Below are 16,801 nucleotides of genomic sequence, written 5' to 3' on the forward strand. Positions count from 1 at the left end.
TAGTTGGGCCGGGCTATGCGAACCTGTGACCATGCGGCTGCGCCACGTGCTGCTCGTGCTGATCGCGGAGCGGCCCCACACCGGGTACGACGTCACCCAGCGGATGCAGAAGACGATGTCGATGATCTGGAGCGCCCACCACAGCCAGATCTACCCCGAGCTCGCGGCCATGGAAGCCGACGGCCTGCTCACCTGCGAGGCCGGCGCCGGTCCCGGCCCGCGTGAGAAGAAGACCTACACCGTCACCGAGGCCGGCCGCCATGAGCTGCGCATCTGGCTCGGCTCGCCGTACCAGCCGAGGGCGCCGAAGGACGAGCTGGTGCTTCGCGCCTTCGCGGCGGCCTCGGCCGACCCCGCCGAGCTGGCCGCGGTCTACGAGGAGGAGACCAGGCAGATCGAGGGCCGGCTGGCGAGGTACGCGACGATCCGTGCCGAGGTCGAGGAGTCGGGCCACACCGACGACCCGACCCGCCCCGAGTTCGGCCACCTGCTCTCACTGCTGCACGGCATCGCGGTCGCCGAGGCCCGGCTCGTGTGGTGCCGCGACACCGTCCGCCGGCTGCGCGCCGCCGACCTCGTACGCTGACGCGGTGAGTGACTTCGCCGGTTTCCCTGTCGCCGCCCTGGACTTCTACGACGACCTGGAGATGGACAACACCAAGTCGTACTGGACCAAGCACAAGGCGGTGTACGACGAGGCGGTCAAGGCGCCGATGGTCGCCCTCTGTGCTGCGCTGGAGCCGGAGTTCGGGGCCGCCAAGATCTTCCGCCCGTACCGCGACGTGCGCTTCGCCAAGGACAAGACGCCGTACAAGACCAGCCAAGGCGCGTACGTCGCGATCGCGCCGGCGACAGGATGGTACGTCCAGATCTCGGCGCAGGGTGTCCGCACCGGCGCCGGCTTCTACGAGGCCAGCGGCGAGCGGCTGGCCGCGTTCCGCGACGCCATCGCCGACGACCGCACCGGCCCGGTCCTCGAGAGGATCGTCCGCAAGATCGAGAGGGCCGGCTTCGAGATCGGTGGCGACCGGCTCAAGACCTCGCCGCGCGGGTACGACGGCGACCATCCCCGGATCGAGCTGCTCCGCCACAAGCAGCTGTTCGCCGGCCACACCATCGGCTTCGAGCCGGTGATCCACACCGCCGACCTGCTCGACGAGGTACGCCGCGACTGGCAGCAGCTCCGCCCGCTCGTCGACTGGCTCACCCGGCTCAGCGAGTGACCGCCAGCTCAGGAAGCACCCCGCTCCACGCCTAAGCCACGGTGTGGAAGGCCTGCTTGCGCTCCCAGTGCCAGTCGCCAGGCAGGTCCGGCCGCTCCCAGATCGCCTTGACCAGACCGTAGCTGGCGATGTCCATGTCGTAGCGCCGGTCGGGCCGGTGCGGCGAGTCGGGCGAGACGAACTGGTAGATCATCGTCGAGTGCAGGTCCATCGAGCCGAAGACCTCGAGGACCTCGGCGAAGTACCGCGCCTGCGTCGCCTCGCTGCGCACGACGCCGGGCTTCACCTCCGGCAGCGGCTTGGAGTAGTCGACGACGTACCAGCCCATGCCGCCGCGCTTCGGCGCGTCCACGAACGTGCACGAGCCGCACTCCGTGATCGCCACCGGCTTGCCCCAGCGGCGGTAGGCCGCGAGGTCCTTGGCGTACGCCGCCCGGTCGCGGCCGTGGTACGCGTAGTAGTCGACGCTGACGATGTCGAACAGGTCCCAGTCGACCTCATCGCCGTCGGCCGCGCCGTACGAGATGTTGCCGTCGAAGACCGAGCGGGCCGTCTTCGCGGACCGGGCGATGAAGCTGTCGAGGCCCGCTGCATCTTCTGCGGGTCAAAGCGGCCGCTGGTGAGGTTCTCGATCCGCTCCAGGGTGTGGGCACCGGGGACGATGCCGGGCGTGAAGAGGTAGAACTCGCAGCCGACGCTCAGATCGATCTCGGCGCCCTGGCGCCGCGGCGGCCAGCCGGCCCACTCCACTGCCGAAGACAGTGACCGAGGTGGCATGCAGCTCGTCCTTGATCACCCTGAGGTCCGCGCGCATCCGGTCGGCGTTCCAGCTCGTCCCGTGGTACTCCCCGTCGATGACCTCGTAGTTCACGCCTCGATACCTCGGCCCGCGCGGCTTCTCCGACCTGCGCACGCTCGGCCCGCCATCGCCGCCGTCGTCCTGGCAGCCCGTCAGTAGCGCGCCGGAGGCGACCGCCACCCCTGCGGCGCCCACCCCGGACAGGAACTGCCCCCGACTGATCTCGTTGGTTCCCATGCCCTTCACCCTGGCCGCGGACCGGCCGGCGAGGCATCGGCCGATCGGCTGGGCAGCGGCGACTCACGTCGGCGCCGACCGCGACTTTCGTCGTACCGGGGTCCGGCACCGTCGGGCCGAGCAGGCAGCTACTCCTTGCGAGCCGTGGCCATCGCCCGCTCCGGCTCCCAGAACGCGCGCATCGTGGCCACCCGGCCGTCGTCGCGGACCTGGTAGACCATCACCAGGTCGGTGTCGACCACGGTGCCGTCGGCGAACCGGGTGGTAATGGTGCCGGTGTTCGCGCAGTGCACGCCGTTGGCGTGCGAGTCGTGGATGGTGAAGGTGAACTCGTCGACCGGCGAGATCGCCAGCTCCCAGAACGCGCGGATCGCGTCGTGGCCCCGGTGACCCTTGCCCTCCGGGTCGAACATCGACGGCCCCACCGGGTCCTCGATCACCGCGTCCTCGGCGTACACCTTGAGCCACGACTCCAGGTCGCCGTTGGCCACCGCGGTGTACGACGCCTGCGACGCCCGGCGAGCCGGGTGGTCGTGGTTGGGCGCGTTCCAGATGATGTGCTTGTCGAGCTCCTCAGCCATGCCGGCCAGCCTAGAACTGAAACGTGTTCTATGACAAAGGCCACCGTCTCATTTCGCCGTACGACGCGCCCCGTTCACCCTGAATCCGCTGTGCCGTGCGACGGTGCGCGCATGGCACGACGCAAGGCCTTCGTCCACATCGGACTCAACGGCACCGGCACCGCGTTCCTCGACGGCGCGCTCGCCACGCACGCCGAGTCGCTCCGTGAGAGCGGGCTGGCGCTGGCCGCCGGCTCCGCCGAGGAGATGTTCCTCGCCGCTGTCGAGATCACCCGCGACCACCGGGCCTGGGACCTGCACCGGGCCGACGTCGAGGGCGCCTGGGCCCGGATCTGCCGGCGCGGCGTCAAGGCCAGGTCGGACTTCCTGGTCACCCAGGACCTGCTCGCCGGCGCTACCAAGGACCAGGCGGCCCTGCTGCTCGACGGCCTCGCGGGCCTGGAGGCGCACCTGATCGTCACCGTCCGCGACCCGGCGAGCACCCTGCTCGGCGAGTGGGAGGAGGCGACGAAGGCCGGCCAGTCGGTGTCGTTCCGCCGCTTCCAGGAACGCGTGATGGACCCGGCACGCGCCCACGACGACGCCGCCAGCTTTTGGTTGGCCCAGGAGCTTTCCGAGGTGCTCGACCGCTGGGCGGCCCGGCTCAACCCGCAGCGGGTGCACATCGTCGTGGTCCCGCGCGACGGCGATATCCGCGGCGCGATCTGGACCGCGCTCGGCATCATCACCGGCTTCGACGCGGAGGCGCTGGCCCTGCCGGGTGTCGACGCGGCACCGGCCGGCCTGGGCCGCCGCGAGCTGTCGGTGCTGCGCAGCGTCAACAAGTCGATCGACGGCCGGATCAGCGGCCAGCTGCGGCGTACCGTCCTCAAGCGCTTCTTTGCCGAACGGGTCCTGACAAGCGGGCCTGACCGGTCGACCACAAGGGGTCTAACTCGCGCGGGCCTCGTACCCCCTGACCTGTACGACGACCTGCTGGTGCTCTCCGAGCGCTGGAACAAGAAGATCCTCGACGCCGGGTACGACGTCCACGGCAACCTCGACAACCTGCTCCCCGCCGTGCCGGACAAGCGGGCCCTACTCCCCGACGACGTCCCCGCGAAGGACCAGCTGCAGACCACCACCGACGCCCTTGCCGACGTCCTGGTCGAAGTCGCCCGGCTGCGCGAGCACAACGAGCGCCTCGAGGTGCGCAACGCCAAGCTGGAGAAGAAGCGGAAGAAGCTCAAGCGCAAGCTCAAGCTCGCCGCGACCGATCCCGGGCCTTAGTGGGGCTGCCAGGCGTCCTCGTCGGAGGTGCGGGACTGGACGGCGTCGGGCAGCTTGCGGTCGGCGAGGGCGCGGATGGAGACCATCTCGAACACCTCGCGCAGCGAGTGGCGGGCGGCGATCCAGACGCGCTGGAGCTCGGATGCGGTCTCGTTGTAGGTGACCGCCTCGGGCCGCAGGCCGTAGACCGACACCAGCGGGCCGTCGACGGCACGAATCACGTCGGCGACGCTGACCTGGTCGGGCTCACGGTTGAGCCGCCAGCCGCCGGACTGGCCCCGCTGGGAGACCACGATCCCGGCTCGGCGCAGGTCGGCCAGGATGGCCTGGAGGAACCCGTGCGGGATCTCCTGAAGGCGACCGAGCTCCTCGGCGCTCACCGGGGCGCCGTCGGAGCGGCCGGCCATCTCGATCAGCGCACGCAGGGCGTAGTCGGACTTGGCGGAGACTCGCATGCTCTCAGTCTCTCAGACTTGTCGACCAGATCAGTTGAACTACCCGCACTAGGCGAGTAACCCCGGGGCTGGGTCTGGCGCGCTCACGCCTGGACTGACGAGCAAAGCGAGCGCAGCGAGCGAGCGAGGAGGGAAGGCGCGAGCTAGAAGCGCCAGACCCCGGCGAAGCGGAGCGAGCCAGTTAGATACAGCGCGGCCCGGTGGGGGTGCATCCACCGGGCCGCGGTCCGAGAGCCGCTCGCGCGACATGATGTTTCTCTAGTAACTTACTACATAAATTGATGAATACGAACACCGCCCCCCCCGTGATCTGCGACCCAGACTCGGCGAACGCCTTGCGATCGCCCCCGCTACCAGGCACAATTAAGTTACCGATGAGTAGCATCAGTCGGGGCCTCTCAGGAGGGGACAGCTTCCCGGGCCGGATTCGACCGGCCCACCGAGTTGGAGAAAGCGGACCAGTGAGCCACTACAAGACCAATCTGCGCGACGTCGAGTTCAACCTGTTCGAGGTGCTGAAGGTTCAGGATTACCTGGGCACATCCGCGTTCGAGGAGATCGACGAGGACACAGCGCGGTCGGTGCTTGGCGAGGTCGAGCGGATGGCGCGCGAGGAGCTTGCCGCGTCGTACGTCGACGGCGACCGCAACCCGCCCGTCTTCGACCCCAAGACGAACACCGCACCCGTGCCGGCCTCGTTCAAGAAGAGCTACGACGCCTGGATGGACGCCGAGTTCTGGCGCCTCGGCACTCTGAAGGAGATCGGCGGCACCCCCGCGCCGTCAACGGTGCAGTGGGGCATGGGCGAGTTCGTGCTCGGCTCCAACGCCCCGATCTGGATGTACGGCGCGGGACCGATGTTCGCCGGCGTCGTCTACTCCAACGGCAACGAGCGCGACCACAAGATCGCCCAGCACGTCGTCGACCGGCGCTGGATCACCACGATGGTGCTGACCGAGCCGGACGCCGGCTCCGACGTCGGCGCCGGCCGGGCCAAGGCCACGCTCAACGAGGACGGCACCTGGAACGTCCAGGGCGTCAAGCGGTTCATCACCTCCGCCGTACACGACCTCTCCGAGAACACGCTGCACATGGTGCTGGCCCGCCCCGAGGGCGTGGACGGCGCCGGCGGCCCGGGCACCAAGGGTCTGAGCCTGTTCCTGGTGCCGGAGTTCTACTTCGATCCCGAGACCGGCGAGCTGACCGGCGAGCGCAACGGCGCCTACGTCACCAACGTCGAGCACAAGATGGGCCTGAAGGTCTCCAACACGTGTGAGGTCACCTTCGGCGACCCGGGTGTCGGCGGCGGCGAGCCGGCCCGTGGCTGGCTGCTCGGCGAGGTACACAACGGCATCGCGCAGATGTTCGACGTCATCGAGAACGCCCGGATGATGGTCGGCACCAAGGCCATCGCCACGCTGTCCACCGGCTACCTCAACGCTCTCGACTACGCGAAGGAGCGGATCCAGGGCGCGGACCTGACCCAGGCCGCCGACAAGACCGCTCCGCGGGTCACGATCACCCACCACCCCGACGTACGCCGCTCGCTGATGACCCAGAAGTCGTACGCCGAGGCGATGCGCGCGCTGGTGCTGTTCACCGCGTCGTGGCAGGACAAGGTGATGCTCGCCAAGGCCGGCGGCGAGCGCGACGAGCTCGCGGAGAAGGTCAACGACCTGCTGCTGCCGATCGTGAAGGGCTACGGCTCGGAGAAGTCGTGGGTGCTGCTCGGCACCGAGTCGTTGCAGACCCTCGGTGGCTCCGGCTTCCTGCAGGAGTACCCGATCGAGCAGTACGTCCGCGACGCCAAGATCGACACCCTCTACGAGGGCACCACCGCGATCCAGGGCCAGGACTTCTTCTTCCGCAAGATCGTCAAGGACCAGGCGCAGGCGCTCGGCCACCTGGCCGGCGAGATCGCCACCTTCGTCCAGGACAAGGACGGCCATGCCGAGCTGAAGGGTGAGCGCGAGCTGCTCGCGAAGGCCCTCGAGGAAGGCCAGGCGCTGGTCAGCGAGCTGATCAACCAGCTCATGAGCGCGGACGCCAGCTCCGGCGGCGACGTACGCAACATCTACAAGGTCGGCCTGAACACCACTCGCCTGCTGATGGTGCTCGGCGACATCGTCTGCTCGTGGCTGCTGCTTCGCCAGGGCGAGGTGGCGCTGGCCGCGCTGGCCGGTGAGCCCGGCAAGGACCAGGCGTTCTACCAGGGCAAGGTCGCGGCGGCGCAGTTCTTCGCGCGCGAGGTGCTGCCGAAGATCGCCGCTGAGCGGGCGATCGCCGAGGCGACCGACCTGTCGCTGATGGACCTTCCGGAGGACGCCTTCTAAGCCCGGATCCGCCGATAGGCGCCGTAGCGAGCGTCGCCAGGCGGGTGTGATGGCAAGGCGGCGGAGCGAAGGCGGGCCGGAGGCCCGTCGAGTCTTCGCCAACGCCGCCAGCGCGCCCGCATGGGGGCGCTCGGTAAGCGGCTGTCGGTGGGCTCCGGGCTAAGGTCAACCCGGCGTCGTCGTACGACGTCACGAAGGGCCCCCGAGCGCAACGGGGGCCCTTCGCTTTTTCCTCCTCCCCCGCCATTGGGGTCGGAGCGACGGAACGGACGCGGACTCAGGGATGTTCGGCACGCCCGCTCCGCCGGCTCGGGGAGCGATCCTGTCTAGCGCCGTCGGACCGCGGGCTGCGGGCACTCCTGGCTCCGGTCACCGAGGTAGAGCACCTCGGTGGCCCCGCCGTGGCCGTGCACGGCCTCGATCGCCGGGATGCCCGCCTGCCAGAAGGTGGTCGACGGATGGTCGCCCTTCCAGCGCAGCGAGACGGTGCCGTCGGACCACTCGACACCCTCGGCGACCGGTCCGATGCCGCTGACGCCGCTCACGTCGAGATGTCGCTGCAGGATGAACAGGCGCGGCGCGACCGCGAGCTGGTCGGCGGTCATCGCGGCGGCTGCCGGGTCCAGGCGCACGGCATCAGCCGGGCTGCGGCCCGGGCATCAGCACCGCACCCGCGCCGGTCCGCTCCGCCTCGACCATCAGCGCCTCGAAGGCCGCCGGCACTCGCTCGGTCCGCTCGACGAAGACCCTGCCGAGCGCATAGCCGGCCTGCGCGGCGTACCCCGCGAGGTCCGCGGTGGCCAGCCCGATCTCGCGCTCGGTGGTCAGCGCATCGGCTCGGATGTATCCCAGCAACAGCGGTCGGTCCGGCCCGCCGATGGTCGTCTTTGTGGCGATCACGTTAGCCCCCATTCGTCCGGTTGATGACAGGTGGAGAACGTAGTCGCATGGGTTCTGCGAGTCAAGGAGTACGTGTCTGAGACGGCAGCCTGGATTCGGAATGTGCCATCCTGGGCCGGCACGGTGGACTCAGGGAAGGGCACGCCAGTGGCTCAGGGCTATGCATTTGCATGTGGTTTCACGACCGGCAGCGGGCGGCGTCGTGGTTGACGCCATCGAGAACGACCCACGAACCTTCGGCGAGCGGGTCGCCTCGGCCAGGCGGCGCGGCGGCATGTCGCAGGCCGACCTGGCCACGGCGCTCGGCAAGTCCGAGAGCTGGGTGTCGCAGGTCGAACGCGACATCCTCGCCGTCGAGCGGATCTCGGTGCTGCACGCACTCGCGGACGCGCTCGGCGCCTCGATCCTCGAGCTCAAGCCGGAGGCCGGCCTGGACGCGGCGCCGGCGCCCGAGCGGTTCGCCGAGCTCGAGCTGCTCCGGCTGACCCTGACCGGGCACCCGGCTCCCGACGTACTCGGGGACGGCGGTGCCGGGCCGTCGCTCAGCGCCGACGAGGTCCGCGGCCGGGTCGACGCGGTCTGGGGGCTGGCCGACGCCTCGATGGTCGCCGACGCCAGCGAGGCGCTCGCGGGGCTGCTGCCCGACCTGGAACGTGCCGTCCGCACCACCACCGGGCACCAGCAGAAGGAGCTGCTGCATCTGCTCGGCCGCACCTACGAGGCGGCCGCCACCTGCCTGGCCCGGTACGGCGAGGCCGACGCGGCGTGGCTGGCCGCGGACCGGGCGCTCGCCGCGGCCGAACGGTCCCGGCAGCCGCTCGGCGTCTTCGCCGCCCAGCTTCGGATGGCCCACGCCTTCGTCGCCCTGGACCAGCTCGAGCAGGCCGAGCACGTGGTCGCCGCATCCGTGACGGCACTCTCGCCGCTCGCATCCGGCGACGCCGCGACGCCCGAGTCGCAGTCGCTCCTCGGCGCGACGTACCTCGCGCAGGCGGTCATCGGCGCGCGATCCGGCGACCGGTCCACCGCCCGCGGCGCGGTCAAGCAGGCTAGGTCGCTGGCCGCGCGCGTCGGCGACGACCGCAACGACTTCAACACCGAGTTCGGTCCGACCACCGTCGAGCTGCAGGCCATCTCGACGGCCGTCGACCTCGGTGACGCAGGCGAGGCACTCGAGCTCGCCGACGCGCTCGACGTCGGATCGCTCTCACCCGAGCGCCGGTCGCGGCTGCACATCGACCTCGCGCGCGCCCACGCCCAGCGGCGCCGTACCGCCGATGCGCTCACCGCGCTGCTCGCGGCCGAGGACGAGGCGCCCGAGTACGTCGCGGGCAGCGAGGCGGCCCGGGCCACGGTCCGCGACCTGCTCAGCCTCGCCGGGCGGCGTCCGCCCAATGCGCTGGCCGGACTCGCTCGCCGGATCGGTGTCGCGAACTAGTCGGCCGGAACCTGCATCTAACCGGGTGATACGTGCACGCTCACTCGTCACCAGGAGACCAGATGCGGCGACTCACCATCGCGACCGGAGCGGCGGCCATCGCCGCTGCACTCGCCGGCACCACCCTTCCGGCGGCCGCCGACCCGCTCGACCCACCGGCACACGGTCGCCTGCTCAGCGGCTCCGGTCACGCTCAGAGCGCTATCGACGGTGAGGGCGGCGTCCACACCGTCCGGCTCGGCACCGTGAGCGAGTGGGCCGGCGGCGCGGCGCTGACGACGGCGTACCGGCCGGCGAGCGGCGCCTTCACGAGGACCGGGACCCACGACGACGAGTACGCCGACGTCGGCGACATCGGCACCGGCTACGGCTCGTACGCGGTGATGGCCTGGAAGCACAACCCGGGTGGCGGACCGATCGCCGAGGTGCGGGCAAAGGTCAAGGGCTCCGGCGGCTGGGGCGAGACGGTGACGATCGGCACCGGGAAGACCGCCAAGATCTGGGTCGACACCAACCCCCGGGGCGACGCCGTGGTGACGTGGCTGCTGTCCGGCGGCGTACTCCAGTCCGCGGTGCGACCGCGCGGCGGAACCTGGACCAGCCACGCCACACCGGCGTCGATCGGGGCCGGCGGCCTGGTCGCCGAGCCGGTCATGGCCGACGACGGCACCGCGTTTGTGACCTGGTACGACGCCGACACCCCGGCCGGCGGCACGGTGCGCCGCTCGCGCTACCTCCCCGGTAGCGGCTGGAACGGCAGTTGGGACCTGGTCAACAACCCACCCGGCACACCCAAGACGCTGGCGACCGCGTTCGACAGCAACCGTCGGCAGACGATCGCGGTCGGTCCACACGTCTACCGGCAGGCCGGGGCCACCGGAAAGTTCGCCAAGGCATTCACTATCGCCCACGCCGTACGCGTGGCCGTCGACGCCACGGGGCAGCGGACCGCGGTCGCCTGGATCGCCGACGACCGCGGTCGGCTCAACGTCGGCACCCGCAGGTGGCGGGACGGCTGGCGCCCGGCCACCCGGGTCTGGACCAAGGACATGAGCAAGCTGCCCGCCTGCGCGCGCCACCAGCTGTCGGTGGACACCGCGATCTCGCAGCAGGGGCGCCGCTACGTCGCCTGGTCGACCGGCTTCGACGGACCCTGCGCCAAGAAGCCCCAGCTGACCGACGTCGCCGCCGTGGACGGCGTGGGCAAGGTGCTCGCCCGGCGCCACCTGCAGACCACGGAGGCGGCACTTCAGGACCGGCTCACCGTCGATGTGGGCACCAAAGGCCCGGTCGCGGTCACGGTGTCCGGCTGGGACGACAGCGTCTCGCACGACGACGGTCACTACCACGTGGTGTACGCGCTGACACGCTGACCGAGCCGGCCGTCCACCGGTCCGTCACCACACCGCTGGAAGAATGGCTCCCATGCCGGCCGCCCCGTCCACTCCTGCGCGCCCCGCCGAGGGTGCCCGCGACCGGTGGGCATGGGTGAGCTGGCGCAGCGGCTGGGTGCTCGCCGGGATCGCGGTGCTGACCGCCGCGCTGATGGCGCTGCACCGCAAAGTTCCGAACTCGCCGGGCAACCTGGGCAGCCTGCTGGAGACGTTCCTGCCGTGGCTCGGGGTGATGATCCCGGTGCTCGCGATCGGCGCGGTGGTACGCCGGTCGGCGCCGGCCGCACTGGCGCTGGTGCTGCCGCTGGTGGTGTGGGTCGGCATGTTCGGGAACGCGGTGCTGCCGGGCAAGGGCGGCGGGTCGCATGACCTGAGGGTGGTCAGCCACAACGTGGACGCCGGCAACGCCGACCACGACGGAACGGTGCAGGAACTACTGGCCGCCGACGCGGACGTGGTCGCGCTGGAGGAGCTCGACGAGGACGCGAAGTCGGCGTACCAAGGCGGGCTCGACGAGGACTTCGAGCACAACGTCACCCGCGGCACGGTCGGGCTATGGTCGCGGTTCCCAATCAGCGACGCCGAGGACATCGACGTCGGGTTCGGCTGGACCCGGGCGATGCGGGCCAAGGTGAAGACGCCGGAGGGCGAGGTCGCGGTGTACGTCGCCCACCTCGCGTCGGTGCGGGTCGGGTCGGAGGGCTTCACGGCCGACCAGCGCAACCGCACCATCAAGCTGCTCGGCGCCCAGATCGCCGCCGACCCGGTCAAGCGCGTCGTACTCCTCGGCGACCTCAACGGCACCGTCAACGACCGCAGCCTGGCCCCGATCACCGCCGGCATGCGCTCCGCGCAGGGCGCGGCCGGCCATGGCTTCGGGTTCTCCTGGCCGGCGCGCTTCCCGATGGCGCGGATCGACCACATCCTGGTGCGCGGCGTCGAGCCCGCGGACGCGTGGGTGCTCCCCCGGACCGGCAGCGACCACCGTCCGGTCGCGGCGGATCTGCGACTCGACTGACACTGTCGGCGGTCCGTGGCAGGCTGGCGACCATCGAAACGGGGTGCTTATGGGACTGGGATTCGCGACGCTGGTGACGCTGCTCGGTGTGACGCTGGCGTTGGCGCCGCTCGGCCTGCCCGAGGAGTCCACCGGCCTCGGCTGGCTGCTGGTCGCCCTCGGCCTGCTCGGCATGGTCGCCGCCATCGCTCTGCACGTCCGCCGCCACGGACGCGAGCACGCCCCCGCCGCACCACCGCGAAGGGGGGCCTCATGAGACGACCGCTCGCCACCATCACCGCCGCACTCGCACTCGTCGCACTGCCCGCAGCCACGGCGTACGCCGATCCGACCGACCCGGCGCCAGGCTGGTCGTCGATGTCGACCGACGGCACGATCCGCGCAGCCGTCGGCGGCGATGGTGGCGCCCACGTCGCGGCCGACGAGAGCTTCGACCAACCCGCGACCCTCTTCTGGCTTGGTCCGGACGGGCAGCGCAGGTCGGCGACCGAGACCGACTACCACGGGCCGCACCTGGCGACCGGAGTTGGCGACTCCGCGGTCGTCGTGGCTGACCGCGGCACCAAGGTCGTCGCGCAGCGCCACTCCGAACGGGGCTGGAGCGGCGAGCACGTGGTCGCCGATGGCCTGAACGGTGTGCGGCGACTCGCCCTGGACACGAACTTGTACGGCGACCCCGTCGTCACGTGGGCGGACAACGACGGACAGTTCCATGCTGCTACCGGTGGCGGCGGCTGGAGTGTCACCACACCGCCTGTGGTGAACACGGACCCGGCCGGCGTGCATCGGTTCCGGGTATCCAAGCCGGTGATCAACGACGCTGGGAAGTCGAGCCTGGTGTGGTTCCAGCCAGCCGCCAAGGGTGGCGGCCAGCTGATGCGCAGCATCCTGGAGTCCGGCGGCCGTCGGTGGTCGACGGCCCGGCCGATCGCCACCCTCGCCAGCGACCCAGCCCACCTCGCGCTGACCACCGACACCTGGGGCCGTGAGACGGTCGCGGCCGGCTCGCTGGTCTGGCGGCAGGTCCACCCCAACGCCGGGTTCCGATTCCAGTTCCAGGCGACTGGGGCAACCTCGGTCGACCTCGCCGCCAGCGGCCCGCGTACCCGGGTCGCGTGGATGACCAGGAGCGGGCACACCTTCAGCGTGAAGACCCGGCTGATCGTCGACGCCGAGCTGCGACCGACCAGGACGGTGTGGACCAAGTCGATGTCGAAGAAGTGGCGGGCCGGATGCTTCGCGAAGGCCGGCACGCTGGTCGCGGTCGCGCCGCAGGGTCGCTCCTATCTCGCCTGGGCGGTCGACTCGCCGTACGGACTCGCGGGCTGCCCGGAGTTCGGTGGCGGCGTGGTCGCCCGGGTAGCGGCAGTCAACGGCGCCGACCGGGAAGTCGGGGCGCACAACGTGTCCTACCTCCGCGGTCACCTCTCCTCACTGTCGGTGACCGGCAGGGGCCCGGTCGCCCTCACCTACGTCAGCGACTACAACGACAACGGATGGGGCACGACCGCGCGAAGCGTCTTCCTCAGCCGCTGAGACGAGCGGGGTCCCGGGGTAGGCCGCGAGCCAGCCGTCGATAGGGTTTCCGCCATGGGAGAGCAGGGGTCGGACGCGGCGCGTCTGAGCGGGTACGTCGAGGTGTGGTGGCAGGCGGTCAACGACTTCGCCGACCTGCTCGAGACCATCCCCGCGGAGCAGTGGTCGACGCCGACCGACCTGCCCGGCTGGGACGTGCACGCGGTGGCCGCGCACACCGCCCACCTCGAGGCGGTGCTGGCCGGTGGGCCGGAGGAGACCGTCGACGTGGGCCAGCCGGACCACGTGACCGGCCTGATGGGCCTCTACACCGAGCAGGGCGTGGTGGCCCGGCGAGACCGGACCCCTGACGAGCTGATCAACGAGATCCGCGAGTCGACGACGGCCCGGCACACCGCGCTGCTCGCCGACCCGCCGACCGACCCGGCCGAGCGGCCGGCGCCGATCTTCGGCGGCGTGCCGTGGGACTGGGAGCGGCTACTGCGCAACCGGCCGCTCGACGTGTGGATGCACGAGCAGGACGTACGCCGCGCGGTCGGCCAGCCGGGCGGGCTGGACTCCTCCGCCGCCAAGCACACCGCCGACTACCTGACCGAGTCGCTGCCGATCGTGGTCGCGAAGCGGGTCGGCGCACCCGCCGGGACGACCGTCGTACTCGAGGTCGCGGGCAGCCCGGTCGTCGCGACCGAGGTCGGTGAGGACGGTCGCGGTCGGCGGGTGGAGCCGCCGGCGGCGCCGACGGTGACGCTGAGGACCGACCGCGAGGCGTTCATCCTGATCGCCGGCGGCCGCCGCTGGCCCGGCGAGGGCGCCGTACGGATTGAGGGTGACGTGGAGCTGGGTCGCAAGATCCTCGACACCATGGCCGTCACTCCATGACCCACCCGCTCGACAGCGGCCCGCGCAAGATTCACGAGGGCCCGAAGGCGGAGTGGATCCTGGCCGACCTCGGCGACCAGTCCGAACGCACCTTCCTGGTCACCGGCGTCACCAGCGGGATCGGCTTCGAGATCGCCCGCGAGCTCGCGCGCGCCGGCGGCCGGGTGATCCTCGCGGCGCGCTCCCGCGACAAGCTCGCGCTCGCACAGAGCGTGCTGATAAAGGAACTCCCCGAGGCCAAGCTCGAGCAGCTGATCATCGACCTCGCCGACCAGGCACGGGTCCGGCATGCCGCCGACCGGGCCCGGTCGTTCGGCCCGATCCACACGCTGGTCAACAACGCCGGCATCATGGCCACGCCGTACGGGCGAACCGCCGACGGCCTGGAGCTGCAGATGGCGACCAACCACTTCGGGCCGTTCGCCCTCACCGGGCTGCTGCTGCCGCAGCTGGTCGAGTCCGGCGACGGCAAGGTGGTCACGGTGGCGTCGGTCGCGCACACCTGGCCGCGGACGCCGCCCACCGACGAGCCGCGGATGCTGAAGACCCGCTACTCGCGCTGGCAGACCTACGGGCACACCAAGCTCGCCAACCTGATGTTCACCTTCGAGCTGGACCGCCGGCTGACCGCGGCGAAGCTGCCGGTCAAGGCGGTCGCCGCGCATCCCGGGTACGCCGCCACCCACCTGCTCGCCGGCAGTGCGGGCGGTGCGCGTAGCGGTTCGGCGTCGATCCTGAACAGCGTCATGTCCGCGACCGCGCAGTCGGCCGCGAAGGGCGCGCTGCCGATCCTGATGGCGGCGACCAAGGACCTGCCCGGCAGCACCTACTGCGGCCCGAGCGGCTGGCGACAGCTGCGCGGCCTGCCGAGGGTCGTCGGCACCAGCAAGCTGGCCAAGGACGAGGCGGCGCAGAAGCGGCTCTGGGAGATCAGCGAGCACGTCACCGGGATCCACTACCCGTAGTCGGTGACGGCCCGACTTTGGTTGGGGCGCGGTCGACTCCGGACCAATGCGGGTCGGAGTCGGCGCTGACTACCGTCGACGGGTGAGCTCGAAGCAACCCCAGCGCTGGGACCTCGACGTCGCCGGCCATCATCACCGGGTCGAGGTGGTCGACCACGCCTTGTCCCGCTCGATCTCCTGGTACGTCGACGACGAGCTGGTCGCGCAGAAGAAGTCCGGCGACGAGAACGTCGAGCTGGAGCCCGAGGACGAGCTGGACGAGGTCGACGCAGTGGAGGCGGTGGAGGCGCCGGACCCGCGGGGCGCGCTCGGGCTGAAGTTCACCACGCTCGGCCGGCCGCGCCGGGTGACCTGGCACGAGCCGGACGACGATCTCGGCGCCTCCGCCCGCGCTGCCCTCGGCACCGGGGGCATCGACCTGGTGCCGGAGCCGGGGTCGAAGGCCGCGATCTACGAGCAGAAGATGCGCGACCATCCGCGCCGGTACGCCGTACAGCGGGTTGCGGTGGCCGTCGTCGGCGTCGTACTCCCGATCCTGCTGGGCCTGCTCGCGGTGCGGTTCGCGGTGTCGATCCCGTGGCCGGACATCAACCTGCCGTCGATCCCAGTGCCGGACCTCCCGAACATCCCGTGGCCGGAGATCCCTTGGCCCGACATCAACCTGCCGTCGATCCCCTTCCCTGACCTGCCGGACTGGCAGCTACCCGCCTGGCTGAGCTGGCTCCTCGACCACCTGAAGTACATCTGGCCGATCGGCCTCGCCCTGCTGCTCGCCCTCGGTGAGATCGACCGGCGGAAGAAGCAGGACAAGCTGCGCGCGGACCGTGCGACCGCTGCTGAGCCGACCCGGCCCGTGTTGACGAACAAGAACGTCGACCCGGCTCGTGTTGACGACGAGGAGCGTCGACCCGGCCCGTCTTGACGAAGGTCGTGTGAAGACAGGCCGGGTCGGTGCGCTCAGGCGTGAAGACCGGCCGGGTCAGCGGGAGCGGGGACGGAAGTCGGCGACGCTCTTGCCGAACGCGGCTGCGCGGGCCACCGCTGTGTTCGGCAGCCGCAGTAGTCGGACCTGCTCGGCGCGCTCGCGCCGGAAGGTACGGCGCGGCGACGCGCCCCAGGTGTCCAGCGCCAGCCGCTTGGCCGCAGCGAGCGCGTCGGGTGACCGCTCCTGCAGCCGGGCGACCAGCTCGTCGGCGTCCTTGAAGGGCTGGTCGGAGACGCCGGTGGCGAGTCCGAGCGCTTCCGCCTCGGTCCCGGAGACGGTCTCACCGGTCATCATCAGCCGCTTGACCACGTCCAGCCGGACCTGTTCGGAGAGGGTCTGCAGGCCGCTCATGTCCGGGATCAGACCCCACTTGCTCTCCATGACCGACCACTGCGCGTCCGGCGTCGTGAACCGGAAGTCGGCGGCCATCGCGAGCTGCAGCCCACCACCGAAGCAGTGGCCATGGACGACCGCGATCACCGGTACCGGGACTCGCCGCCACGCCCAGCATGCCTCCTGGAAGCCGTTGGTGCCGCGGCCGGGAACCGGCGTGAAGGTGCGCAGGATGCCGGCCGGCTGCTTCAGCACCGAGCCGAAGTCCAGCCCGGCGCAGAACGAGTCGCCCTCGCCGGCCAGCACCACCGCACGCAGCGAGCGGTCCTTCGACAGCGAGTGCGCCGTACGGGCCAGGTCGCGCAGCACCTCGAGGGTGAGCGCGTTGAGCTTGTCCGGCCGGTCCAGGCGGACCTGGGCAACGCCGTTCTCGACGGCGCATGTCACGTGAGTCAT

18 protein-coding genes are annotated in these 16,801 nt (G+C 70.8%); 12 read left to right on the plus strand and 6 right to left on the minus strand.

Annotated elements, in window-relative coordinates:
* Positions 1-31 precede the first annotated feature (31 nt).
* Positions 32-586, plus strand: coding sequence for a PadR family transcriptional regulator (locus DDV73_RS07835; protein WP_154402660.1), 555 nt, complete (start codon positions 32-34; stop codon positions 584-586).
* Positions 587-590: 4 nt separating this feature from the next.
* The gene (locus tag DDV73_RS27830) at positions 591-1,223 is read left to right on the plus strand and encodes a DUF2461 domain-containing protein (protein ID WP_276310100.1); all 633 of its coding nucleotides are present in this window, start codon (positions 591-593) and stop codon (positions 1,221-1,223) included.
* A gap of 31 nt (positions 1,224-1,254) precedes the next feature.
* Here the strand turns inward: DDV73_RS27830 and DDV73_RS28645 are convergent, their stop codons facing one another.
* Positions 1,255-1,608 (minus strand): hypothetical protein, encoded by a 354-nt coding sequence (locus tag DDV73_RS28645; RefSeq protein WP_206050767.1) that lies wholly within the window; start codon positions 1,606-1,608, stop codon positions 1,255-1,257.
* Between the two features lie 779 nt (positions 1,609-2,387).
* Complete coding sequence (locus DDV73_RS07850) at positions 2,388-2,840, minus strand: nuclear transport factor 2 family protein (protein WP_109506692.1); 453 nt, start codon at positions 2,838-2,840, stop codon at positions 2,388-2,390.
* A 111-nt stretch (positions 2,841-2,951) separates the two neighbouring features.
* On the opposite strand from DDV73_RS07850, the gene DDV73_RS07855 reads away from it, so the two are divergent.
* Positions 2,952-4,109, plus strand: a complete 1,158-nt coding sequence (locus tag DDV73_RS07855) for a hypothetical protein (protein ID WP_109506693.1) — start codon at positions 2,952-2,954, stop codon at positions 4,107-4,109.
* Here the strand turns inward: DDV73_RS07855 and DDV73_RS07860 are convergent.
* Positions 4,106-4,564 (minus strand): RrF2 family transcriptional regulator, encoded by a 459-nt coding sequence (locus tag DDV73_RS07860; protein ID WP_109506694.1) that lies wholly within the window; start codon positions 4,562-4,564, stop codon positions 4,106-4,108. The genes DDV73_RS07855 and DDV73_RS07860 overlap by 4 nt on opposite strands.
* Before the next feature lie 461 nt (positions 4,565-5,025).
* Here DDV73_RS07860 and DDV73_RS07865 point away from each other — a divergent pair, with 461 nt between their 5' ends.
* The gene (locus tag DDV73_RS07865) at positions 5,026-6,897 is read left to right on the plus strand and encodes an acyl-CoA dehydrogenase (RefSeq protein ID WP_109506695.1); all 1,872 of its coding nucleotides are present in this window, start codon (positions 5,026-5,028) and stop codon (positions 6,895-6,897) included.
* Positions 6,898-7,223: 326 nt separating this feature from the next.
* Here the strand turns inward: DDV73_RS07865 and DDV73_RS07870 are convergent, their stop codons facing one another.
* Together DDV73_RS07870 and DDV73_RS07875 are read right to left on the minus strand one after the other, a co-directional pair.
* Complete coding sequence (locus DDV73_RS07870) at positions 7,224-7,529, minus strand: hypothetical protein (RefSeq protein WP_206050768.1); 306 nt, start codon at positions 7,527-7,529, stop codon at positions 7,224-7,226.
* 4 nt (positions 7,530-7,533) lie between these two features.
* Positions 7,534-7,797 carry a hypothetical protein gene (locus DDV73_RS07875; protein ID WP_109506696.1) on the minus strand — a complete coding sequence of 88 codons (264 nt, stop codon included), beginning with the start codon at positions 7,795-7,797 and terminating at the stop codon, positions 7,534-7,536.
* Positions 7,798-7,969: 172 nt separating this feature from the next.
* Here DDV73_RS07875 and DDV73_RS07880 point away from each other — a divergent pair, with 172 nt between their 5' ends.
* The 8 genes from DDV73_RS07880 (at position 7,970) to DDV73_RS07915 (ending at position 15,949) form a co-directional block, all read left to right on the plus strand.
* Positions 7,970-9,235, plus strand: coding sequence for a helix-turn-helix domain-containing protein (locus DDV73_RS07880; RefSeq protein ID WP_206050769.1), 1,266 nt, complete (start codon positions 7,970-7,972; stop codon positions 9,233-9,235).
* A 62-nt stretch (positions 9,236-9,297) separates the two neighbouring features.
* Entirely contained in the window at positions 9,298-10,608 is a 1,311-nt protein-coding gene (locus DDV73_RS07885; RefSeq protein WP_109506698.1) for a hypothetical protein, read from the plus strand.
* A 52-nt stretch (positions 10,609-10,660) separates the two neighbouring features.
* Positions 10,661-11,647, plus strand: a complete 987-nt coding sequence (locus tag DDV73_RS07890; RefSeq protein WP_109506699.1) for an endonuclease/exonuclease/phosphatase family protein — start codon at positions 10,661-10,663, stop codon at positions 11,645-11,647.
* Between the two features lie 49 nt (positions 11,648-11,696).
* On the plus strand, positions 11,697-11,903 hold the full coding sequence (locus tag DDV73_RS07895) for a hypothetical protein (RefSeq protein WP_109506700.1): 207 nt from the start codon (positions 11,697-11,699) through the stop codon (positions 11,901-11,903).
* Positions 11,900-13,183 carry a hypothetical protein gene (locus DDV73_RS07900; protein ID WP_109506701.1) on the plus strand — a complete coding sequence of 428 codons (1,284 nt, stop codon included), beginning with the start codon at positions 11,900-11,902 and terminating at the stop codon, positions 13,181-13,183. Before DDV73_RS07895 ends, DDV73_RS07900 begins: the two co-directional genes overlap by 4 nt.
* A 54-nt stretch (positions 13,184-13,237) precedes the next feature.
* Positions 13,238-14,062 carry a maleylpyruvate isomerase family mycothiol-dependent enzyme gene (locus DDV73_RS07905; RefSeq protein ID WP_109506702.1) on the plus strand — a complete coding sequence of 275 codons (825 nt, stop codon included), beginning with the start codon at positions 13,238-13,240 and terminating at the stop codon, positions 14,060-14,062.
* Positions 14,059-15,027: an oxidoreductase gene (locus DDV73_RS07910; protein ID WP_109506703.1), complete on the plus strand. Its 969-nt coding sequence runs from the start codon at positions 14,059-14,061 to the stop codon at positions 15,025-15,027. Before DDV73_RS07905 ends, DDV73_RS07910 begins: the two co-directional genes overlap by 4 nt.
* Before the next feature lie 82 nt (positions 15,028-15,109).
* Positions 15,110-15,949: a hypothetical protein gene (locus DDV73_RS07915; RefSeq protein WP_154402661.1), complete on the plus strand. Its 840-nt coding sequence runs from the start codon at positions 15,110-15,112 to the stop codon at positions 15,947-15,949.
* A gap of 57 nt (positions 15,950-16,006) precedes the next feature.
* On the opposite strand, the gene DDV73_RS07920 is transcribed toward DDV73_RS07915, so the two are convergent.
* Positions 16,007-16,801 carry a crotonase/enoyl-CoA hydratase family protein gene (locus tag DDV73_RS07920; RefSeq protein WP_109506705.1) on the minus strand — a complete coding sequence of 265 codons (795 nt, stop codon included), beginning with the start codon at positions 16,799-16,801 and terminating at the stop codon, positions 16,007-16,009.

The sequence above is a fragment of the Nocardioides speluncae genome (assembly GCF_003121585.1).
In the GTDB taxonomy this organism is placed as follows: Bacteria; Actinomycetota; Actinomycetes; order Propionibacteriales; family Nocardioidaceae; genus Nocardioides; species Nocardioides speluncae.

Excerpts from the sequence above, each read along its gene's own strand:
- DDV73_RS07835 (WP_154402660.1), top strand. The coding sequence starts at position 32 with ATGCGGCTGCGCCACGTGCTGCTCGTGCTGATCGCGGAGCGGCCCCAC.
- DDV73_RS07850 (WP_109506692.1), bottom strand. The coding sequence starts at position 2,840 with ATGGCTGAGGAGCTCGACAAGCACATCATCTGGAACGCGCCCAACCAC.
- DDV73_RS07855 (WP_109506693.1), top strand. The coding sequence starts at position 2,952 with ATGGCACGACGCAAGGCCTTCGTCCACATCGGACTCAACGGCACCGGC.
- DDV73_RS07860 (WP_109506694.1), bottom strand. The coding sequence starts at position 4,564 with ATGCGAGTCTCCGCCAAGTCCGACTACGCCCTGCGTGCGCTGATCGAG.
- DDV73_RS07885 (WP_109506698.1), top strand. The coding sequence starts at position 9,298 with ATGCGGCGACTCACCATCGCGACCGGAGCGGCGGCCATCGCCGCTGCA.
- DDV73_RS07890 (WP_109506699.1), top strand. The coding sequence starts at position 10,661 with ATGCCGGCCGCCCCGTCCACTCCTGCGCGCCCCGCCGAGGGTGCCCGC.
- DDV73_RS07895 (WP_109506700.1), top strand. The coding sequence starts at position 11,697 with ATGGGACTGGGATTCGCGACGCTGGTGACGCTGCTCGGTGTGACGCTG.
- DDV73_RS07900 (WP_109506701.1), top strand. The coding sequence starts at position 11,900 with ATGAGACGACCGCTCGCCACCATCACCGCCGCACTCGCACTCGTCGCA.
- DDV73_RS07905 (WP_109506702.1), top strand. The coding sequence starts at position 13,238 with ATGGGAGAGCAGGGGTCGGACGCGGCGCGTCTGAGCGGGTACGTCGAG.
- DDV73_RS07910 (WP_109506703.1), top strand. The coding sequence starts at position 14,059 with ATGACCCACCCGCTCGACAGCGGCCCGCGCAAGATTCACGAGGGCCCG.
- DDV73_RS07920 (WP_109506705.1), bottom strand. The coding sequence starts at position 16,801 with ATGACTCACGTGACATGCGCCGTCGAGAACGGCGTTGCCCAGGTCCGC.